This is a genomic window from Paraburkholderia humisilvae (assembly GCF_902859855.1).
GTDB lineage: Bacteria > Pseudomonadota > Gammaproteobacteria > Burkholderiales > Burkholderiaceae > Paraburkholderia > Paraburkholderia humisilvae.
The window spans coordinates 141,376-160,430 of record NZ_CADIKH010000015.1 but is presented as its reverse complement, the minus strand read 5'-3'; the positions used below and the strand labels follow the sequence as shown (position 1 = coordinate 160,430).

Annotated in this window: 18 protein-coding genes; 8 read left to right on the top strand and 10 right to left on the bottom strand. The window is 61.5% G+C overall.

Annotation, left to right across the window (positions count from 1 at the left end):
- Positions 1-5: 5 nt before the first annotated feature.
- The 3 genes from ugpA to HV796_RS17915 are packed head-to-tail and all read left to right on the top strand — an operon-like array spanning position 6 to position 2,840.
- On the top strand, positions 6-890 hold the full coding sequence (ugpA, locus tag HV796_RS17925) for a sn-glycerol-3-phosphate ABC transporter permease UgpA (RefSeq protein ID WP_175227826.1): 885 nt from the start codon (positions 6-8) through the stop codon (positions 888-890).
- A complete protein-coding gene (gene ugpE, locus HV796_RS17920; RefSeq protein ID WP_175227825.1) occupies positions 887-1,732 on the top strand; it encodes a sn-glycerol-3-phosphate ABC transporter permease UgpE in 846 nt (281 codons plus the stop codon). Before ugpA ends, ugpE begins: the two co-directional genes overlap by 4 nt.
- A 19-nt stretch (positions 1,733-1,751) precedes the next feature.
- Positions 1,752-2,840: a sn-glycerol-3-phosphate import ATP-binding protein UgpC gene (locus tag HV796_RS17915; RefSeq protein ID WP_175227824.1), complete on the top strand. Its 1,089-nt coding sequence runs from the start codon at positions 1,752-1,754 to the stop codon at positions 2,838-2,840.
- A 27-nt stretch (positions 2,841-2,867) separates the two neighbouring features.
- Here the strand turns inward: HV796_RS17915 and HV796_RS17910 are convergent, their stop codons facing one another.
- The gene (locus tag HV796_RS17910; RefSeq protein WP_175227823.1) at positions 2,868-3,884 is read right to left on the bottom strand and encodes an LLM class flavin-dependent oxidoreductase; all 1,017 of its coding nucleotides are present in this window, start codon (positions 3,882-3,884) and stop codon (positions 2,868-2,870) included.
- A 400-nt stretch (positions 3,885-4,284) separates the two neighbouring features.
- Between HV796_RS17910 and HV796_RS17905 the strand changes: the two genes are divergently transcribed.
- Positions 4,285-5,244, top strand: coding sequence for a helix-turn-helix domain-containing protein (locus tag HV796_RS17905; RefSeq protein ID WP_175227822.1), 960 nt, complete (start codon positions 4,285-4,287; stop codon positions 5,242-5,244).
- Between the two features lie 170 nt (positions 5,245-5,414).
- Here HV796_RS17905 and HV796_RS17900 read toward each other — a convergent pair whose 3' ends face one another.
- The 7 genes from HV796_RS17900 to HV796_RS17870 all read right to left on the bottom strand — a co-directional run bounded on the left by HV796_RS17900 (position 5,415) and on the right by HV796_RS17870 (position 12,354).
- Positions 5,415-6,374 carry an alpha/beta hydrolase gene (locus tag HV796_RS17900; RefSeq protein ID WP_217477929.1) on the bottom strand — a complete coding sequence of 320 codons (960 nt, stop codon included), beginning with the start codon at positions 6,372-6,374 and terminating at the stop codon, positions 5,415-5,417.
- A 606-nt stretch (positions 6,375-6,980) separates the two neighbouring features.
- Positions 6,981-7,610, bottom strand: a complete 630-nt coding sequence (locus tag HV796_RS17895) for an FAD-binding protein (RefSeq protein WP_175227821.1) — start codon at positions 7,608-7,610, stop codon at positions 6,981-6,983.
- A 508-nt stretch (positions 7,611-8,118) separates the two neighbouring features.
- On the bottom strand, positions 8,119-8,994 hold the full coding sequence (locus HV796_RS17890) for an amino acid ABC transporter permease (protein WP_175227820.1): 876 nt from the start codon (positions 8,992-8,994) through the stop codon (positions 8,119-8,121).
- On the bottom strand, positions 8,991-9,635 hold the full coding sequence (locus tag HV796_RS17885; protein WP_175227819.1) for an amino acid ABC transporter permease: 645 nt from the start codon (positions 9,633-9,635) through the stop codon (positions 8,991-8,993). The genes HV796_RS17890 and HV796_RS17885 overlap by 4 nt, the downstream gene beginning before the upstream one ends.
- 12 nt (positions 9,636-9,647) lie before the next feature.
- Positions 9,648-10,487, bottom strand: coding sequence for a glutamate ABC transporter substrate-binding protein (locus HV796_RS17880; protein WP_175227818.1), 840 nt, complete (start codon positions 10,485-10,487; stop codon positions 9,648-9,650).
- An 83-nt stretch (positions 10,488-10,570) separates the two neighbouring features.
- Complete coding sequence (locus HV796_RS17875; RefSeq protein ID WP_281369792.1) at positions 10,571-11,338, bottom strand: amino acid ABC transporter ATP-binding protein; 768 nt, start codon at positions 11,336-11,338, stop codon at positions 10,571-10,573.
- On the bottom strand, positions 11,335-12,354 hold the full coding sequence (locus HV796_RS17870) for an asparaginase (RefSeq protein WP_175227817.1): 1,020 nt from the start codon (positions 12,352-12,354) through the stop codon (positions 11,335-11,337). Before HV796_RS17870 ends, HV796_RS17875 begins: the two co-directional genes overlap by 4 nt.
- 103 nt (positions 12,355-12,457) lie before the next feature.
- Between HV796_RS17870 and HV796_RS17865 the strand changes: the two genes are divergently transcribed.
- On the top strand, positions 12,458-13,444 hold the full coding sequence (locus HV796_RS17865) for a LysR family transcriptional regulator (RefSeq protein WP_175227816.1): 987 nt from the start codon (positions 12,458-12,460) through the stop codon (positions 13,442-13,444).
- Positions 13,445-13,510: 66 nt separating this feature from the next.
- Here the strand turns inward: HV796_RS17865 and HV796_RS17860 are convergent, their stop codons facing one another.
- A complete protein-coding gene (locus HV796_RS17860) occupies positions 13,511-14,509 on the bottom strand; it encodes a glycerophosphodiester phosphodiesterase family protein (protein WP_377695126.1) in 999 nt (332 codons plus the stop codon).
- A 166-nt stretch (positions 14,510-14,675) separates the two neighbouring features.
- Between HV796_RS17860 and HV796_RS17855 the strand changes: the two genes are divergently transcribed.
- The 3 genes from HV796_RS17855 to HV796_RS17845 all read left to right on the top strand — a co-directional run bounded on the left by HV796_RS17855 (position 14,676) and on the right by HV796_RS17845 (position 18,298).
- The gene (locus HV796_RS17855; protein WP_246355911.1) at positions 14,676-14,921 is read left to right on the top strand and encodes a DUF3761 domain-containing protein; all 246 of its coding nucleotides are present in this window, start codon (positions 14,676-14,678) and stop codon (positions 14,919-14,921) included.
- A 315-nt stretch (positions 14,922-15,236) separates the two neighbouring features.
- Positions 15,237-16,904 carry an energy-dependent translational throttle protein EttA gene (gene ettA, locus HV796_RS17850; protein WP_175227813.1) on the top strand — a complete coding sequence of 556 codons (1,668 nt, stop codon included), beginning with the start codon at positions 15,237-15,239 and terminating at the stop codon, positions 16,902-16,904.
- Between the two features lie 263 nt (positions 16,905-17,167).
- Positions 17,168-18,298 carry a DUF748 domain-containing protein gene (locus tag HV796_RS17845; protein WP_175227812.1) on the top strand — a complete coding sequence of 377 codons (1,131 nt, stop codon included), beginning with the start codon at positions 17,168-17,170 and terminating at the stop codon, positions 18,296-18,298.
- A gap of 108 nt (positions 18,299-18,406) precedes the next feature.
- On the opposite strand, the gene HV796_RS17840 is transcribed toward HV796_RS17845, so the two are convergent.
- Complete coding sequence (locus tag HV796_RS17840; RefSeq protein ID WP_175227811.1) at positions 18,407-19,030, bottom strand: HAD family hydrolase; 624 nt, start codon at positions 19,028-19,030, stop codon at positions 18,407-18,409.
- Positions 19,031-19,055: the final 25 nt, after the last annotated feature.

Genomic DNA, 19,055 nt, shown 5'->3' with positions numbered 1-19,055 from the left:
CTTCGATGGAAAAACGTTCGACCTTCGGCACCGGCCTGCTGCCCTATTGGCTTATGGCGCCGCAACTTGCGATTACGCTGGTGTTCTTCGTCTGGCCTGCCGGCGTCGCGCTATGGCAGTCGACGCAAACTCAGGATGCATTCGGCACATCGAGCCAATTCGTCGGCTTCGCAAACTTCCGTCAATTGTTCAGCGACCCGCTTTATCTGGCGTCGTTCAACACGACGCTGATCTTCAGCGCGCTCGTCACCGTCAGCGGCCTCGTCATTTCACTGCTGCTCGCCGTCTGTGCGGACCGCGTCACGCGCGGCGCGAAAACATATCAGACACTGCTGATCTGGCCGTACGCCGTCGCGCCCGCCATCGCCGCCGTGCTGTGGGCGTTCCTGTTCAATCCGAGCATCGGACTGGTCACCTATGCGCTGGCGAGAACAGGCATCGTGTGGAATCACGCGCTAAACCCGGGGCAGGCGATGTTCCTCGTCGTGCTCGCGTCCGTGTGGAAGCAGATCAGCTACAACTTCCTGTTCTTCTACGCCGGTTTGCAAGCCATTCCACGTTCGCTGATCGAAGCCGCCGCGATCGACGGCGCGGGACCGGTGCGCCGCTTCTTCGGCATCGCACTGCCGCTGCTGTCGCCGACCAGCTTTTTTCTGCTGGTCGTGAACATCGTCTATGCGTTCTTCGACACGTTCCCGATCATCGATGCAGCCACCGCCGGCGGCCCCGCACAGGCGACCAAAACGCTGATCTACAAGATCTTCACCGAAGGCTTCCAGGGGCTCGACATCGGCAGCTCGGGCGCGCAGTCGGTCGTGCTGATGCTGATCGTGGTCGGCCTGACGGTCGTGCAATTCCGTTTCATCGAGCGCAAGGTCCAATACTCATGATCGAGAATCGCCGCGGTTTCGACCTCTTCTGCCATGCGGTGCTGGTGATCGGCGTGCTGCTCGTCGTGTTCCCGGTGTATGTCGCGTTTTGCGCGGCCTCGATGAACGAGCATCAGGTCTTTAACGTGCCGCTGTCGCTCGTGCCGAGCTCGCACCTGTTCGAGAACATCGCCACGGTGTGGCGCCACGGCAGCGGCAATGCGGCGAGCCCATTCGGGCAAATGCTCGTAAACAGCCTCGTGATGGCGCTGGTCATTTCGATCGGCAAGATCGCCGTGTCGATCATCTCCGCGTTCGCGATCGTGTTCTTCCGCTTTCCGTTCCGCAATCTCGCGTTCTGGCTGATCTTCGTCACGCTGATGCTGCCCGTCGAGGTGCGCATCTTTCCGACCGTGCAGGTCGTGTCATCGCTGCATATGACCAACACCTATGGCGGCCTGACGCTGCCGCTGATCGCATCGGCCACTGCGACCTTCCTGTTCCGCCAGTTCTTCATGACGCTGCCCGACGAACTGATGGAAGCCGCGCGGATCGACGGTGCGGGCCCGTTGCGTTTCTTCTGGGACGTCGTGCTGCCGCTGTCGAAGACCAACATCGCGGCGCTCTTCGTGATCACCTTTATTTACGGCTGGAATCAGTATCTGTGGCCGATCCTGATCACGAACGACGCGGCGCTGATGACCGCGGTGATCGGCATCAAAAGTATGATCGCATCCGGCGATACCGCAACCGAATGGCATCTGGTGATGGCCGCGACGCTGCTCGCCATGCTGCCGCCGCTCATCGTCGTGCTAGCGATGCAGCGCTGGTTCGTACGCGGGCTGGTGGATGCGGAGAAATAAACCCTGAAAGGCACAGCGCATGGCTGCACTGACACTAAAAGGCGTGAAGAAAACGTACGACGGCAAGCAGTTCGTGCTGCACGGCATCGATGCGGATGTCGCCGACGGCGAGTTCGTCGTGATGGTCGGCCCGTCCGGCTGCGGCAAGTCGACGCTGCTGCGGATGGTCGCGGGACTCGAGCCGATCAGCGAAGGCACGATCGAGATAGACGGCACGGTCGTCAATCAGTTCGAGCCGAAGGATCGCAACATCGCGATCGTGTTTCAGAACTACGCGCTGTATCCGCATATGACGGTCGCGCAGAACATGGGCTATGCGCTCAAGATTGGCGGCGCGGATCGAGTGGCCATCGAGCGACGCGTGCAGGCCGCCGCGCAGATTCTCGAACTTGAGCCGCTACTGTCGCGCAAGCCACGCGAGCTGTCGGGCGGCCAGCGGCAGCGCGTCGCAATGGGACGCGCGATTGTGCGCGAGCCGGCGGTGTTCCTGTTCGACGAGCCGCTGTCAAACCTCGACGCACGGCTGCGCGTGCAAATGCGCCTTGAAATCCAGCGGCTGCATGCGCGCCTCGCGACGACGAGTCTGTATGTCACGCACGATCAGGTCGAAGCGATGACGCTCGCGCAACGGGTCATTGTGATGAATCGCGGTGTCGCCGAGCAGATCGGCGCGCCGACCGACGTGTACGAGCGGCCGGCGACCGTGTTTGTCGCGGGCTTTATCGGCTCGCCCGGCATGAACCTGCTGGAAGGCCGTATTTCCGATAACGGTGCAACGTTCAATGTCACCGGCAACGGACCGCGCTTATCGCTTGCCGGTGTGCCTGGCATCGGCCGCGAGGTCGCGGCCGGACGCGAATGGGTGCTCGGTATCCGTCCGGAGCATTTGACGCCGGGGCAGCCCGGCGCCTCTCAAATGACGTTGACCGTCGATTCGTGCGAATTGCTCGGCGCGGACAATCTCGCGCACGGTCGCTGGGGCAAACACGACGTGACCGCGCGTTTGCCGCATGCGCATCGACCCGCGGCCGGAGACGCACTCGAGCTCTCGTTGCCGGTGCGGCATCTGCACTTCTTCGATCCGGCCTCGGGGCGCCGCGCGAACTGACATCGCGGCGCGCAGGAGGCGACGACTTCAGTAGAACGAGGAGCGCGCCTGTTGCCCGTTGATCTCATCTCGCACCTGCGCAACGATCTCAAGCGAGCGATGACGTGCATCCAGGTCGTGGATGAATGACAGCACCATGATTTCGTCCGCTGCCGTTTCCGCGAGGAGTTCTTCCATACGCGTACGAACCGTTCGCGCCGAACCCGTTATGGCGCTCTGCAACCGTGCGCCCACTTTTTGCTGTTCATCGAGAGTTGCATGCACGCCGAAATCAGCCACAGGCCTCGGCAGTCGCGTTTGTGTCGAGCCGCGCATGTGGCTCAGCTGCATCTGCTGGATTGAAGTGAACAGGTGGTGGGCTTCTGTGTCAGTGTCTGCCGCCGTTACGACCACCGCTAGCATCAAATAGGGTTTCTTGAGTACCGCAGAGGGTCTGAAAGCCGTTCGATAGGCGTCGATTGCCGCGCCGCACGCGCTCGGTCCGATATGCGTCGCAAATGCCAGCGGTAATCCGAGTACTGCGCTTTCCCTTGCAGAATATGGCGATGAAGCCAGAACCCAGATTGGCACGTCGAGTCCTGATCCGGGAACCGCAAGGGTTGTGTCGCCAGGATTGGACCGAAAGAGCAGTTGCAGTTCGCGCAAATCGTCTGGAAAGCGTTCCCGTGCTTCCGGAGTCAGACGCAACGCACGCACGACATCGTCGCTCAAAGTGCCCGACGCGCGTCCTACGCCGAGGTCAATCCTGCCGGGATATAGCGACTCAAGTGTGCCGTATTGTTCCGCGACAATCAGAGGGACGTGATTCGGTAGCATGACGCCGCCCGATCCGATCCGGATCGTCGATGTCTTACTCGCGATATGCCCGACCACAACGGGCGTAGCCGCGCTCGCGAACATCTGCAGACCATGATGCTCGGCCACCCAGTAGCGCGTGAAGCCCCTCGCCTCCGCTGTGCGCGCAAGCTCGACTGAATGCGTTAGCGCATCTCTCGCCGTCTCTCCGGCGCGTACCGCTGCGAAATCAAGGACTGACGTCTTCATCTCGAGTGTTTCATGACACGTCCCGCGTGGTAGGGTCCTTGTACCATAGCGCCGCTGCATTTATCAAAACGTGCATCAACGAAGACCTCAATAGCAGAGCGCATCATTTCGAATCGCTCGCGGTCTAACGGACTCACGCGCATGCGAGACTGTCCATTCTGATAAGCGAACGATGACCGTGCCACCCGGCGTGTCTGCACCATGCTGAAATTCGCAACACGTCCGCGTCATGCACCGTTGTTCATAGCTGGCGCCTCCACACAATCTTTAACCAATCCGCAATGGCTTGTCGCTTATCATTTTTTCGCGCTATTCCTAAAGGCACTGTGAACGTGATTTCGTCGACGTCCATGCTGGTTCAGGACGTAGCGTCAACCGAATCGTCGAAGATATTTTGAGCATGGAAACCCAACCTGGTGAAATGACTTGGGACGGCATAATCGTCGATCGATACAAATGGGTCCGCGAGTTGTCGAGCGAAGGCATACTCTGTCAGCTTGATAACACCCATCGCGCTCGCTCGTCGACCATGCACTGGAATTTCGGTCAAACCGCCATGATAGATGCCAAGCTCGCGTGGCAATCGCTGTCGCCGATCGCACATCGTTGCGAAGGCTGGGCAGGCGATGACCTGTTTCTGATAGTCGTGCGCCGCGGCACGATGATGCTCGAAATGAATGCACAACCGCTGGTTTTCGAAGAAGGCGACGTCGTGCTCATCGATCCGCTGGTGCGCTTCAATGAGACGTTCCGTGAGGTAGCACACATCATCGTGCTGAGGCTGCCGAAGCAAGCGTTGCGCGAACGAGGTATATGCTACCGGTTCAACACAGTGTGTCGCCCCGACACGAGAAATCCCGACGTCAAAGCGGTGCGTGAATTCGTCCTCCATCTTGGAGAGTACGTCGACGGCACCAGCAATCAATTGCTTGCGCGGATCGGCGAACAGTGTCTCGACCTGATGGACGTTATCGTCAACCTGGGCGGCGTACTGCGCCCAGCACGCACTAGCCAGACGATCGTGTCACGCGCAAGGCAGCTGATTGCACGCCATGTCGGCAATCCCGACTTGAACATCACCTACATTGCTGATGAACTGAACGTGTCAGCCAGCACGCTCCTGCGTGCGATGAAGACCGCAGGATTGTCGCCGATGCGCTACGCACTTGCGCTGAGGCTCGAACACTCCGCGCAATTGCTACAACATACGCCTTCGCCCGCTGCCATCGGACAAGTTGCCTATCAGAGCGGTTTTACTAACGCATCGCACTTCAGCAGAGTCTTCAAGCAGCGCTACGGGATGACGCCTGGCGAATTCCAGGCCGCGCATCAGCGGGCCAAACCAGATTCCAGGCCCTGATTCACTTTCGCGCACCTCACCGGGTTGATGCAGACCGTGGAGATAAAGGATCAAAGCCCTCGTGCCGGTGACAATATCTCGTCAAACACAAGCTCCAACACATTCGCACTACCCCGGGCCAAAAGGCATAGCAACCGGGTAGCGCTGATTCAAACGCACGCGCCCCCTATTCAGCGATCCCGATCACGAACAGCTTGATCGAGACCTTCAATCTTCAACCGGACCCACTCATCGATCGCGTGGCACACGTCCAGAGGACGTTCGATCATGATGTGATGTCCGCCTTCGATCGTCACTTCGGTCAGTCGCTCACAATCCTCACGCATCGGCTCGGCGAGGCGGCTTTGCGTCGAGTCACAGACGAGATCATTGGTCGCGTGAATGAAAAGCGAGGGAATGCCGATACGGCCGAAATTGGGAGCGTCGGCCGCATAGGCGAGATTCGCTGCGTCGTTCATGTACCACGCGTTGGCACCGATGAACCCCGCGTCATTAAACGCCGCGACCATCGCGTCGAAGTCGTCCTGACTGAGCAACATGTCATCGCGTGAGGTAACGGGCGCGCGACCGGCCGCTCCAAACCAGCCGTTTTGCGCGCGGATGCCAGCCGTGAAAGCGCGCATACCGGCCTCGCGCTTCGGCCTCCTTTGATAAATCAGCGCCAGTGTCGCAGCCACATCCACTTCGAATTCCTTTGCGGCGCGCGTGAAGTGTTCACGATAGAAGAGCCAATAATCCCATTGGCCAACCGGATAGGTGTGCTCCGGATAGAGGTCACGATCGACCAGATGGGCGAGCTCTGGTAAGGCAAAGCCACGCGAGAAATAAGGAATGCAAAGATTGACCACGCCCGTACATCGCTCCGCGTGCTGTGAAGCCATCGACCATGCAACAGCGCTTCCCCAGTCGTGTCCGACCCAAACAGCCGGGGCACCGCCCAACGCGTTGTGCAACTCGACCATGTCGGCGACGAGTTCACGTACTGCATAGGCGCCTGTGGAATCCGGCCTGGACGAACCACCGTAGCCGCGCATGTCCGGTGCTACGCAACGCCAGCCCCGCGCGGCGAAATGCTGCATCTGCTGGCGCCACACCAGCCCCAGCGCAGGCCAACCGTGAAGAAAAATCATCAGAGGTCCGTGTGCGGGGCCCGATTCCATCCAGGTCGTCCGATGCCGGACGGTCTCGACAGCATTTCCCGTTGTGATCAGTTCATTCACAATTCCACTCCTCACTCATTGCGTAAATTGAGCAAACGATCATCTGTGCCCACGTCGGCACGCCACCGGGTACTTCACTTGCCTGTCAAGCGTGGCTCATCTGTTGCGTCGTTAATCGACCAATCGCGAAGGCAACTCGTGGGAGACGAAGCACCCGACTTGTTTTCACCGCGCTGCTGGCCGATATCTTCTTCCGATCGTGGTACTTCGTACCCGGCCACCACGGTTTCACCGGTTACGCATGGGAAATGGACCGCTACCGGCCTCCCCTACTCGCTGGTCCGATTGTTCGATCCTGAACGTTCAGGCCGCCAGCGATTGTTTGGTATGCGATTTCCGCGGATCCAACACGATGGAACTGGCGCCGAAATCGCGAGAGGCTAGCGTGACCGCGACGATTCACTAAGCGTGAATGCGGTTGCGCCAGCATCTTTGCATACGGACGCTGCCGCTGCATCTGAAGACCACCTCCGACGTTGAGCACATTCCGCACGCAGGATGCCGGACGTCGACGAGCTAGCGTCGGCGCGCGCGAAACGCAAACGACGTAACAACCTTGAACCAGTTCCGATCCGAAGTCTCCAGAACAGTATCGCTGCTGGCGACAAAATAGTCACCGCGTGCCGTTACGCCCTCGCAAGCAAGAAGAAAAGAGTTGTTCAAATCATCCTTGTTTCTCGGCCAATCGATCGAGGATACGGCTATGTCGAGACGGGTTGGCATCAGAATACCTGGCAGAGTCAATCCACGGCGGCGTGCCTTGTTTTCGACATCGATAAGGGAAGCGCCAGCCTCCGCATAGACGATCTGGACCTCGGGGAGCACAGCCACACGATCCATCATCGCGAGATCTACGACTAATCGGTCCTGATAAGGCGAAGCGACAATGCTTTCGTCACGACAATTCATTACAGCAAGCGGAATGTCATGTGCTCTCGCGAATTTCACGACCCATCCGACGTCGAATCTGTCTTGACACCGGGCGAAGATCCCAGGGAGCGAATCGCTCGGTATGTTCTTGCACGCCTCTTCATACGCATGCTCTCCAGGTGACAATATTGTCCCGTGCAAGAAGTATCTAAGTGACTCGATGTCGAACTCGCCCACCGGCGTACCATCCCGGTGCCGCAGCACTGGCACTGGCATCGCAGCCCTCCCTGAATTTCCGCCGCTTTCGTCCCACTCCCTTACGCATCCCGCGCCCGGCGTTCCATCGATAGCGAAACGGCACGCTAACAACAACAGGCACCCGTCAACCTGAGACAAGGCCCGCTAGCAACAGATGTCTGAAAACAGGAATACGACGGCCTGGTAAGTGTCACCGCCTTTTGACCCGCTCGTCGATGCCCTTTTTGAGCAGCGCGTTGATCTTGATCGGCATCTTGCGCGCGACTGACTGCCCACGCCGTTTTAAATCCCCATATTTCCAGCCTTGGCCCGCTTCAGCGAACCGCGCGGCCTGCGCGTCGCTCGCCAGCGGCTCGATGGAGAAACGGTCGATCTGCCGTCGCGAAGATCACCAGACATGTAACCGGAAAAATCAGCCGATCGTTGCACAACTTCCATGCAGACTGTACTGACGGGCACAAAGAAGTCGCGATCGAATTGAACAGGGCATGCGAAGATAGGGTAGTGCAGACCGCAACGCGCGCCATCAAACGTGCGTCGTGCGTTCCGCCGACACGCCGGTGGACACGTCGCCCCCGGCTATCGCCGCCTTGCGCCTGACCGTGCGGCCCTGCCGCTTGATCACCTGCCGTTTCAGATACAGCAGCGCCGCGCTCACCACGCCATACATCATCGTCACGACAAATGCCGCCTGCAGCAGGGACTGCGGCGCATAGCTCGACACGTCCTGCGAGCGGTGCAGCAGTTCGTCATAAGGAATCACATAGCCGAGCGACGTGTCCTGAACGATCGCAAGAATCGAGCTGATCAGCGCCGGCAGCATAGTGCGCAGCGCCTGCGGCAGCACGACGTAAAGCATCGCCTGAGCAGGCCGCATGCCGAGCGCGAGCGCCGCTTCGCGTTGCCCGCGCGGCAACGACAGAATGCCGGCGCGCACCACTTCGGCGGTCATCGCCGCATGGTGCAACGCCATCGCCAGCACGAGAAACCCGAGCGCGGGCCAGTCGAACCCCAGCGCGGGCAATTCGATCACCACGAAAAGAATCAGCAGCAGCAACGGCACCGCGCGAAAGAACTCGACGTACACGCCGCATAGCGTGCCGACCCAGCGCCGATCGGAAAGACGCCCGAGCGCAAGCGGCACCGCCAGCGCGAAAGCGGCGACGGCGGAGCACACCGCGGCTTCGATCGTCGACACGAGCCCGTCGAACAGAAACTTCGCCGTGCCCCAGTGCAGAAAGATCGCCCATTTGTCGGCTTCGAACTGACCGCTCGTTTCGAGGCGCCGGCCGATCGCCATCAGCAGCACACACACCGCGATCGCGCTCACGATGGAGAACACGCGATGCCGCACCCGGCCGAGCGGCCCCGGCGCCTCGTAGAGCTTCACCGCGCCGCTCATCGCGTCACCGCCAGTTGCTGTTCGAGCCTGCGCATATAAAGACCCAGCGGAATGGTCAGCACCAGATACGCGAACATCGCCGCAGCGAAGGTCGGCACCGCCTGCGCCGTCTCGAAGTTGATGCGTTGTGCCGTATAGGTGATATCGAACACACCGATCGCCGCGGCAATCGACGACGCCTTGATCTGATTGACGAACAGATTGCCGAGCGGCGGAATCACCGTGCGCACCGCCTGCGGCAGCACCACATTCACGAGTACCTGCATGAAGGTCATGCCGATGCTGCGCGCCGCCTCGATCTGCCCGGCTGGTACGGCGTTGACACCAGCGCGCAGCACCTCGGCAATCCATGCCGCCGTATAAAAGCCAAGCACCAGTACCGAAGAAGTGACCAGCGAATACATGAAACCGAGCTTCGGCAAGCCGAACACGAACAGCAGCAGCAACGCGAGCAGCGGCGTCATGCGCATGATTTCGACGTAAGCCGCGGCAAACCAGCGCAACGGCGCAAGCGGACCGACCGCCATCACGGTGAGCGTCACGCCGAGCACGAATGCCATCGCGAACGACAGCACCGTCAACTCGATCGTGACACCCATCCCTTCAATAAAGCGCCAACCGAATGAGAGCAGCGAATCCATCTTGCGCGCGTATCAGCGTTCGATCGCCGGCACTTGCGGCTTGCCCAGCGTGCCCTCGAGGTTCTTCGCGTAGAGCTTGTTCCACGTGCCGTCCTTGATCGACTGCTCGAGCTGCGTGTCGATCCATTCACGGAACGCCGCGTCGTCCTTCGCTACGCCAATGCCGTACGGTTCCTGCGTAAACGGCTTGCCGACGATGCGAAACTTGTTCGGCTGGCGCAGCGATTCGCCGGCGAGCGTCGCGCCGTCATCGACATACGCGTCGAAGCGGCCGTCGGCGACGCCTTCCACACACGCGGCGGTGTCGTTGAACGTGACGAACTTCGTCTGCGGCGCGAACTTCTTCACGTTATCTTCGACCGTCGTGCCATTCAGCACACACGCCGTCTTGCCGTTCAGGTCGGTCACGCCGTTGATCGACTGGTTCGACGCGCGCGTCAGAATGTCCTGGCCTGCCACGTAATACGGGCCCGCGAAACCGATCACCTTCTTGCGCGCATCGTTAATCGTCAGCGTCGCGATAACGACGTCGACGCGGCCGTTCTGCACGAACGGCAGACGGTTCTCGGTCGTCGTCTTCACCCATTCGACGTTATCGGCCGAGCCCGTCAGCCGCTTCGCGAGCAACCGCGCGAGATCGCCTTCGAAGCCCTCGGTCTGCCCCGTCATCGGGTTGCGAACCGAGAACATCAGTGTATTGAGCGACGTGCCCACCACCAGCTTGCCGCGCTTCTGGATCTTCGCCATCGTCGAATCCGGCGCAAACGTATCGGCCGCATGAGCGGACGCAACAGCGATGAATAGCGTGCCGGCGACACACGCTGCCAGTACCGCGATCGATTTGAACTTCATGATGGTCTCTCCTCCGTGATGGGGCAGGTGGTCCTGCCGAATAAGCCTGATCGAAATGGGTTGGCCTGAACCGTTGCTCAAATTCAGTGGTGCAGGATGCTCGACAGAAAATCGCGCGCCCGCTCGGAACTCGGCGCGGCGAAGAACGACTGCGGGTCCGCCACTTCGACAATGCGTCCGCAGTCCATAAAGACGATGCGGTCGGCGGCCTGGCGCGCGAAGCCCATCTCATGCGTCACGACGACCATCGTCATCCCGCTCTGCGCAAGCTCCAGCATCACCGCGAGCACTTCGCTCACCATCTCGGGGTCGAGCGCCGAGGTCGGCTCGTCGAACAGCATCACCTTCGGACTCATCGCCAGCGCGCGGGCGAGCGCGACCCGTTGTTGCTGGCCTCCGGACAGTTCCGCCGGCGCCGCGTCCGCCTTGTGTGCGAGACCGACGCGCGCGAGCAGACGGCGCGCGTGCGTCTCGGCCTCGGTGCGCGAGCGACGCAATACCTTGCGCGGCCCCATCGCGACGTTTTCGAGTACCGTGCGATGCGAAAACAGGTTGAACGACTGAAACACCATGCCGATCTGGGCGCGCATCGCCGCCAGCGCCCAGCCCTCTTGCGGCAGGCGCTCGCCGGCTAGCCGGATTTCGCCGGAATCGATTGTTTCGAGCCGGTTGATGCAGCGGCACAACGTCGACTTGCCCGAACCCGACGGCCCGATCACGACGACGACTTCACCCGGCGCGACATCCAGATCGACGTCGAACAGCACCTGTTGCGCACCGAACGATTTGTTCACGCCGCGCAGTGACACCAGCGGTTTTACGGCGGCGCCAGAGCGTGCGTGTTCGTTCATACCCATGTCAGCCGCACCTTCGCTTCGAGCCGGCCGACTGCGGTGCCGCGCACGTTGTGCAGCACCGGGTCGGCCCATTTCGCGAGCGGCGTGCCTTCGGGCTCGATCGGCAAACCCAGTTGCTTCAGCACCGCGATGGTCGTCGCGTAGACCGCGCCGAAATCGCCGTCCGCGATCTTCACCGCGACGCCGATGCCGCTGCTGCGAATACCGATCGTATGCACGCCATCGGCGCCGACCTTCGCGACCCAGTCTCCACGCGATGCGTTGGCGAGCGCGAGATCGCAGCGGCCGGTGCCCGACACCATCTCCGGATGCGCGGCCATCGCCGTGAAAATGCGTTTGAGCGCCGCGTCAGTGGAGGCGCCCGACGGCGAGACGCCGGCAGCCAGCCGCGCCCACATCAGCGCGAGACGTGACAGCGGCATGCCATAGTTCGGCGCGCTGCAGCCGTCAATACCGGACCACAATTCGTGTTCGCGCAGCCCGGCGAGCGTGGCGACGTCATCCGCGATTTGCCGCTGCAACGGATGGTCGCGCTCGAGATACTGCTCACGCAAATAGCCATGCATGCAGCAATAGCCGAGAAAACCCGTGTGCTTGCCCGAGCAGTTGTGATGACGTTGATCAAACACGCTGCCGCGCGGCGGCAGATTGGCTTCGTTATAGCTATCCGGCATATGGACGCCGCAACGCAAGTCCGACTCGGCGGCGCCGATTTTATCGAGCATGCTGGTCACCGCGTCGACATGCATCGGCTCGCCGCCATGGCTTGCACAGGTCAGCGCGAGTTCGGCCTCAGTGAAGCCGAAATGTTCGGGTCCGTGGTCGCGCACGAAGGCAAGTGCCTGAAACGGCTTGAGCGTGGAGCGGGAAAACACGGATGCATGCGGATCGCCGGCATGGGCCAGCAATGCGCCGTCCGCATCGACGACCGCGACCGAACCCCAGTGAATCCGCTCGACATGCGAGTTGCGGGTGGCAATGACAAGGGGCACGTGCGAAGGAAGCGTCATTTCATCGTTAGGAGTGTCGAACAGGTATAGCGAGTTTAATTATTGCAAAAAACTGCGTTCCAGCGTAATTTCGAAAACGGTTTTGCATGGAACGCAACGCAATATGGCCCGAAAGAAAGCGAAAGAAGTGAGCATTGACCACCTGAGCGCGATGCGCGCGCTGGTGCGCATCGTCGAACTCGGCAGTCTTTCCGCGGCCGCTCGCGAACTGAAGGTTGCAACTTCAACCATCGCGCGCAAGGTGAGCGCCCTTGAAGAAATGCTCGGCGTGCCGCTGTTGCATCGTTCGACCCATCACGTCGCGTTGACCGAAGCGGGCAATCTGTATCACGCACGCGCGGTGTCGATGATCGCCGACCTCGACGACACGCTGCGCGTCGTCGCGGAACTCGACGCGGAGCCGAGCGGGCCTTTGAAGCTGACCGCGCCGGTCGCGTTCGGCCGCCGCTATCTCGCGCCGCTCGTCGCGCCGTTTCTGAAGCGCTATCCGGCCATCCAGCTCGATCTTCGGCTCACCGACAACCACAACGATATGGTGACGGGCGGCTTCGATCTCGACATCCACGAGGGGGAGAACTATCTCGACAACCTGATCGTGCAACCGATCTCGCGCAATGACAGCATCCTGTGCGCGTCACCCGGCTACCTCGCGCAGCGCGGGCGGCCCGCCACGCCGGCCGATCTGGCGCAGCACAACTGCTTGCGCTATCTGCATCCGGAGGGCGATCCGCGCTGGCATCTGTCGAACGGGAAAACCGTGCACTCCGTGTTGCCGCAAGGCAACTTGCAGTCGGACCACTCGGAACTGCTGCTCGAGGCGACCTGCGCGGGGCTCGGCATCGCCGAGTTCGAAATCTGGCTGATCCGCGATCTGCTCGTGAGCGGCGCGCTCGAGGTGGTATTGCCGAAATACCGGCTCGACAATGCACTCACCGGCCGGCAGATTTATATGGCCTATCTGCCGAACCGGCGGATTTCCACGAAGGTGCGTGTGTTGCGCGAGTTTATGGCGGAACGCCTGAAGGGCATTGGCGAGTTGCCGGAAGGTTTGGCGGGCAAAGTGCCGGCCGGTGAACGGCGCAAGCGGTAACGGCATGCCTTACTGCGCGTCGCGCGTACGGTACACGTCGAACGCCGTTTTGAACCGTGGCTCAACTCAATCGTGTTCGCCCCTTTCACCCGCGCACTCGATCACCCCGTTTCGAGGACTGTGTAAGGCCGCGCCCAGCGCCGCGCGAATCGCCGACATCTGCTTCGGCGAGTCCGACAACACCGCATCGATGCCCAGGCATGCGGCCGCGCGATAGTCGTCGGCACTGTTCACCGCGATCGCGACGATCCGCACGTCCGGCTGCTGCCGGAAGCACGCGACCGTTGCCGGCGTCCACAGTGTCGCGTTCACTTCCGAGTGTCCTTCGCCGAGCGTGAATTGTTCAGTCACCGTCAGCGCGCGATGCAATTCGAACGCGGTCCACGTGTGCGCGGCCGGCGGAGCCCCGCAGCGGCCGGCGAGCAGCGTACTCACAAGGCGCGTGCGCGTTGCATCGCGCGACTCGAATAGACGCGCCTGTGGGTAATCGGCAAAGCTGCGTTGATACGCGTCTTCGGTTGAATAGAGCGTCACGCGCGACCATGCGTCTTCTTCAGTCAGCACGCGAGCGACGGCATGGGTTTGCGGCTCGGCCGGCAGCGCTTTCATATCGAGCATGATCGGCATACGGGCGGGAATCGCATGCAACGCGTCGCGCAGCGTCGGAATATGCGCGGGGGTCGCGCGATACGGATACGCGTCAGCGACCTTGAAGGTCCAGCCCGCGTTGATACGCGCCAGTTCCGCCGCGGTGCGCGACGCTACCGGCCCGCTTGCATCCGTCAACGCCGCCAGATCCGCCGGACGATACAGTACCGGCACGCCGTCCGCGCTCAATTGAACGGTGAGCCAGATCGCATCGGCATGGTTGGCGATCGCAAGGCGAATCGCTTCAAGTGTGTTTTCCGGTGCGTCCGCCGCGCCGCCGCGATGCGCGACGATGCGCGGCAGCGTCGACGCGGCCCTCTCCTCCGACGGCTGTGCCGCGGAGCCGGCCCCACATGCCGACACCAGCAAAACCGCAGACAGCGCGGATGCCGCGCAAATCGATCTGAACACGTGAATGCTCGCTTTGAATATTGAAAGAGTAAGCACGAGTCTATGAAGCGCGGACGTTGATGGGTCGTTGTATATCATTACTGGCGCGACACTCACTCCAACAACACGAAAAATGACAACCCGAATCGTGCGTCAATGGGCGCGCCCTCTGCAAGGTTTGATGGCGGCCGGCATGCTGCTCTTCGCGACTTCTGTATTCGCGTACCAACCGCCGGCCAGCACGCCCGACGAAGCAGATCTCAGCAATCACAACACCTACCGTAACAGCGACGGCGACACAGTTCACGCACCCGCGCGCTCGCGCTCCGGCAAGGTGCCCGAAGGCGCGAGCGCGCGCTGCCGCGACGATACGTACAGCTTTAGCCGCCATCGCAGTGGCACCTGTTCGGGGCATGGCGGCGTCGACGCGTGGCTTTGACACACCACGCATCGTCGCTGTCCGCATCGGTCCACCGGTCAGACGCGTCGCCCGCCGTTACCCTTGCCACGCCCGCGCCATCGGGCGCGAAGTACAATGGCACCTCCTCCTGCCTGACGCCGTGGCCGCTGCATCGTACGAACCGTCGCATCACGGACCGACCATGCACCAGCGGCGCAGCGCGGGAGCCGGTCACAGCGGATCAACGCGCGTCGCCAGGTCGTCGGGCACGAAGCGGGCTGACTGTGCCATCCACCCCTCGTCGCCCGCCACGCGCCATGCTGGCCGGCGGCACCAACGCCCAATCGCAAGCAAATGGCCCAATACGTCTTCACCATGAATCGGGTCGGCAAGATCGTGCCGCCCAAGCGTCAAATCCTGAAGGACATTTCGCTGTCGTTCTTCCCCGGTGCGAAGATCGGCGTGCTCGGCCTGAACGGCTCGGGTAAGTCGACGCTGATCAAGATCATGGCCGGCGTCGACAAGGACATCGAAGGCGAAGCGACGCCGATGCCGAATCTGAACATCGGCTATCTGTCGCAAGAGCCGCAGCTCGATCCGCAAAAGACCGTGCGCGAAGCCGTCGAGGACGGCCTTGGCGACATGTTCCACGCGCAGAAGAAGCTCGACGAGATTTACGCCGCCTACGCGGAGCCGGATGCCGACTTCGACAAGCTCGCCGCCGAACAGGCGAGATACGAAGCGATCCTCGCGACAGCCGACGGCGGCAGCCCCGAGCAGCAGCTCGAAGTGGCCGCCGACGCGCTGCGCCTGCCGCCGTGGGACGCGAAGATCGAGCATCTGTCGGGGGGTGAAAAGCGCCGCGTCGCGCTCTGCAAATTGCTGCTCGAAAAGCCCGACATGCTGCTGCTCGACGAGCCGACCAACCACCTCGACGCCGAATCGGTCGAGTGGCTCGAACAATTCCTCACGCGCTTCCCCGGCACGGTGGTCGCGGTCACGCACGACCGCTACTTCCTCGACAACGCCGCCGAGTGGATTCTCGAACTCGACCGCGGCCACGGCATTCCGTGGAAGGGCAACTACAGCAGTTGGCTCGATCAGAAGGAAGACCGGCTGAAGCAGGAAGAGTCGTCCGAATCCGCACGCCAGAAAGCCATCAAGAAAGAGCTTGAATGGGTGCGGCAGAACCCGAAGGGTCGCCAGGCGAAGTCGAAGGCGCGTATTGCTCGCTTCGAGGAACTGAGCAGCCAGGAATATCAGAAGCGCAACGAAACGCAGGAAATCTTCATTCCGGCCGGCGAACGGCTCGGCAATGAAGTGATCGAATTCAAGAACGTCAGCAAGTCGTATGGCGATCGCCTGCTGATCGACAACCTGAGCTTCAAGATTCCGGCGGGTGCGATCGTCGGCATCATCGGGCCGAACGGCGCGGGCAAGTCGACGCTATTTCGCATGCTGACCGGCAAGGAACAGCCGGATTCCGGTGAAATCGTACAAGGCCCGACGGTCAAGCTCGCGTATGTCGACCAGAGCCGGGACGCGCTCGACGGCTCGAAGACCGTGTTCGAGGAAATCTCCGGCGGCGCCGACGTGCTGACGGTCGGCAAGTACGAGACGCCGTCGCGCGCGTATATCGGCCGCTTCAACTTCAAGGGCGGGGACCAGCAGAAGAATGTCGGCACGCTGTCGGGCGGTGAGCGCGGCCGGCTGCATCTGGCGAAGACGCTGATCGCGGGCGGCAACATGCTGCTGCTCGACGAGCCGTCGAACGACCTCGACGTCGAAACGCTGCGCGCGCTCGAAGATGCGTTGCTCGAGTTCGCCGGCTCGGTGATGGTGATCTCGCACGATCGCTGGTTCCTCGACCGGATTGCGACGCACATCCTGGCGTTCGAAGGCGACTCGCAGGTGACGTTCTTCGACGGCAACTACCAGGAGTACGAGGCGGACAAGCGCAATCGGCTCGGCGAGGAAGCAGCGCGGCCGACGCGTCTTCGGTACAAGCCGATCAGCCGGTAACCCGCGTCGGGCGATTCGCGAAGACGGGAGCGGTGCGACGGCGGTGGGCGGCCTGGACAACGCACATGCGACAGGAAGGCCCCGTCTTCGCGTCACCCGCTGTCGCCGGCGAACGCAGTACCGCCGCACGTCAGCGTCAGCGACGGCATGACGTTTGCTGCACCACGCGCTGTATGGTGTAACCACCGCCTGACTCACATTCTTGCGCAACGGAATGCTTCTGTCAGGCACTGTCGAAACAGCACTTACAAAGGTAGGGCCGCATGACGATGTCGGTAGGCAAACGCGTGGCGGTCAGCGTGGTCGCGATCGTCACCGTGCTCGCGGTCGCGGCGCTTGCCGGTTTGTACTTCGTGCAACGCGAAGTGAAAGAGCGCGTGATCGCCGCGCTCGGCCCGCTGGGTAGCGCCGAACACATCGATGTCGGCTTCACGTCGATCCGCCTGACGAATGTGCGGTTGATCGCGCCGAAAGGCTGGCCGACGCCCGACACACTGCGCGCCGCGCAGATCACGCTGATACCAGACATACACGACACGCTCACGCAACGGAGCGTCCATGTGCGCGAAGTCGTCGTCAGCGATTTCACGCTGAGTGCGCTGCGCACGCCGGATGGCACGATCGAGTTGCTGCCGAACCTCAGGCAGTTAATGAGCAGCAGTCAGCCCGTCGCGAGCGCGCCCAGCGCGCAGGCGTCGCTGCCTGCGGAAAAGCTGATCGACCACGTCCGCTTCGAGCGGGGCACATTCGACTTCTACGATCAGATGGTCAGCCAGCCGCCCTATAAAGTCAGCGTGACCGATGCGAACGCGACCGTCGATCATATTCACCTTCCGGATCTCAACGAACCGACTTCCGTGTCGGTCGCGGGCTCGATCAGGGGACCCGAACATACGGGCAAGGTCACGTTCAGCGGCTGGATGAAGATCGCGAACAAGGACTCGCAACTGACGACGACGCTACGCGGCGTCGATATCGTGATGCTCGATCCGTATCTGTTGAAAAAGGCAGGCGCGAAAACGCGGGTAACAGGCGGCACGCTCGATCTGAACGTCGAGTCGACGGTGCGCGACTACCATCTTCATGCACCCGGCACGCTGACGCTGCATCATTTGCGGCTCGCCGAAACGGATAACCCGCTCGACACGTTCCTGTCGATTCCGACGCGCGCCGCGGTCGCCGCGTTGAAGAACCATGGTGACGAAATCACGCTGCATTTCGTGCTCGACGGCAATCTGCGCGACCCGAAATTCAAGCTCAACGAAAGCCTGATGACCGAGCTGCGCACGAATTTCGCGAAGGCGCTCGGTGTCAGCGCGGAGGGCGTCGCGAAGGGAGCGGCCGAGACGGTGAAGGGCCTCGGCAATGCGCTAAAGAATCTGTTTGGGCAGTAGACGCGGCGACTTCGGCGTGGGGCGGCGTGGCACTCGCGTTCGAGTGACGCCTGGCGTCACTCTTCTCCCGGCGCGAGTCCGCTACACAGACTGATGCCCGCCGTTCACTCAAACAGGCAGGCCCAGTTCGCGCAGCTTCGTCTCGGTCTGCACGGCACTCGTGTGATGCACGCCGTGCCAACCGAGCGCATTCGCCGCTTCGGCGTTTTTCAGGTTGTCGTCAATAAAGACCAGTTCGTGCGGCTCAACGCCTGGCACGTGCGCTTCGATCCGTTCGCGCATCATGCTGAAAATCGCCGGGTCCGGTTTCACCAGCTTCACGCGCCCCGATACGACGATGTCGCGAAAACGCCGCAGCACCGGGAAGTTCTCCCATGCGTATGGGAACGTCTCCGCCGACCAGTTCGTCAACCCGAAGAGCGGCACGCCGGCCGCATCGAGCTTGTCGACAGTCGCCACACCATCGTGCAACACGCCGGCAATCATCTCGTGCCAACGCTCGTAAAACGCGCGAATCAGCGTTTCGTGTTCCGGATACCGCTCGATGAGCTCCGCTGTGCCTTCGGCGATCGACTGACCGCCGTCCTGACGAATGACCCAGTCCATCGTGCACACGTGCGAGAGGAACCACTGACGTTCGGCTTCGTCGGGAATCAGCGCGCGGTACAGGTACTGTGGACTCCAATCGATCAGCACCCCGCCGAAATCGAACACGACTGCCTTGATGGCCATGCAAGCTCCGTTATTGTTCATCCGC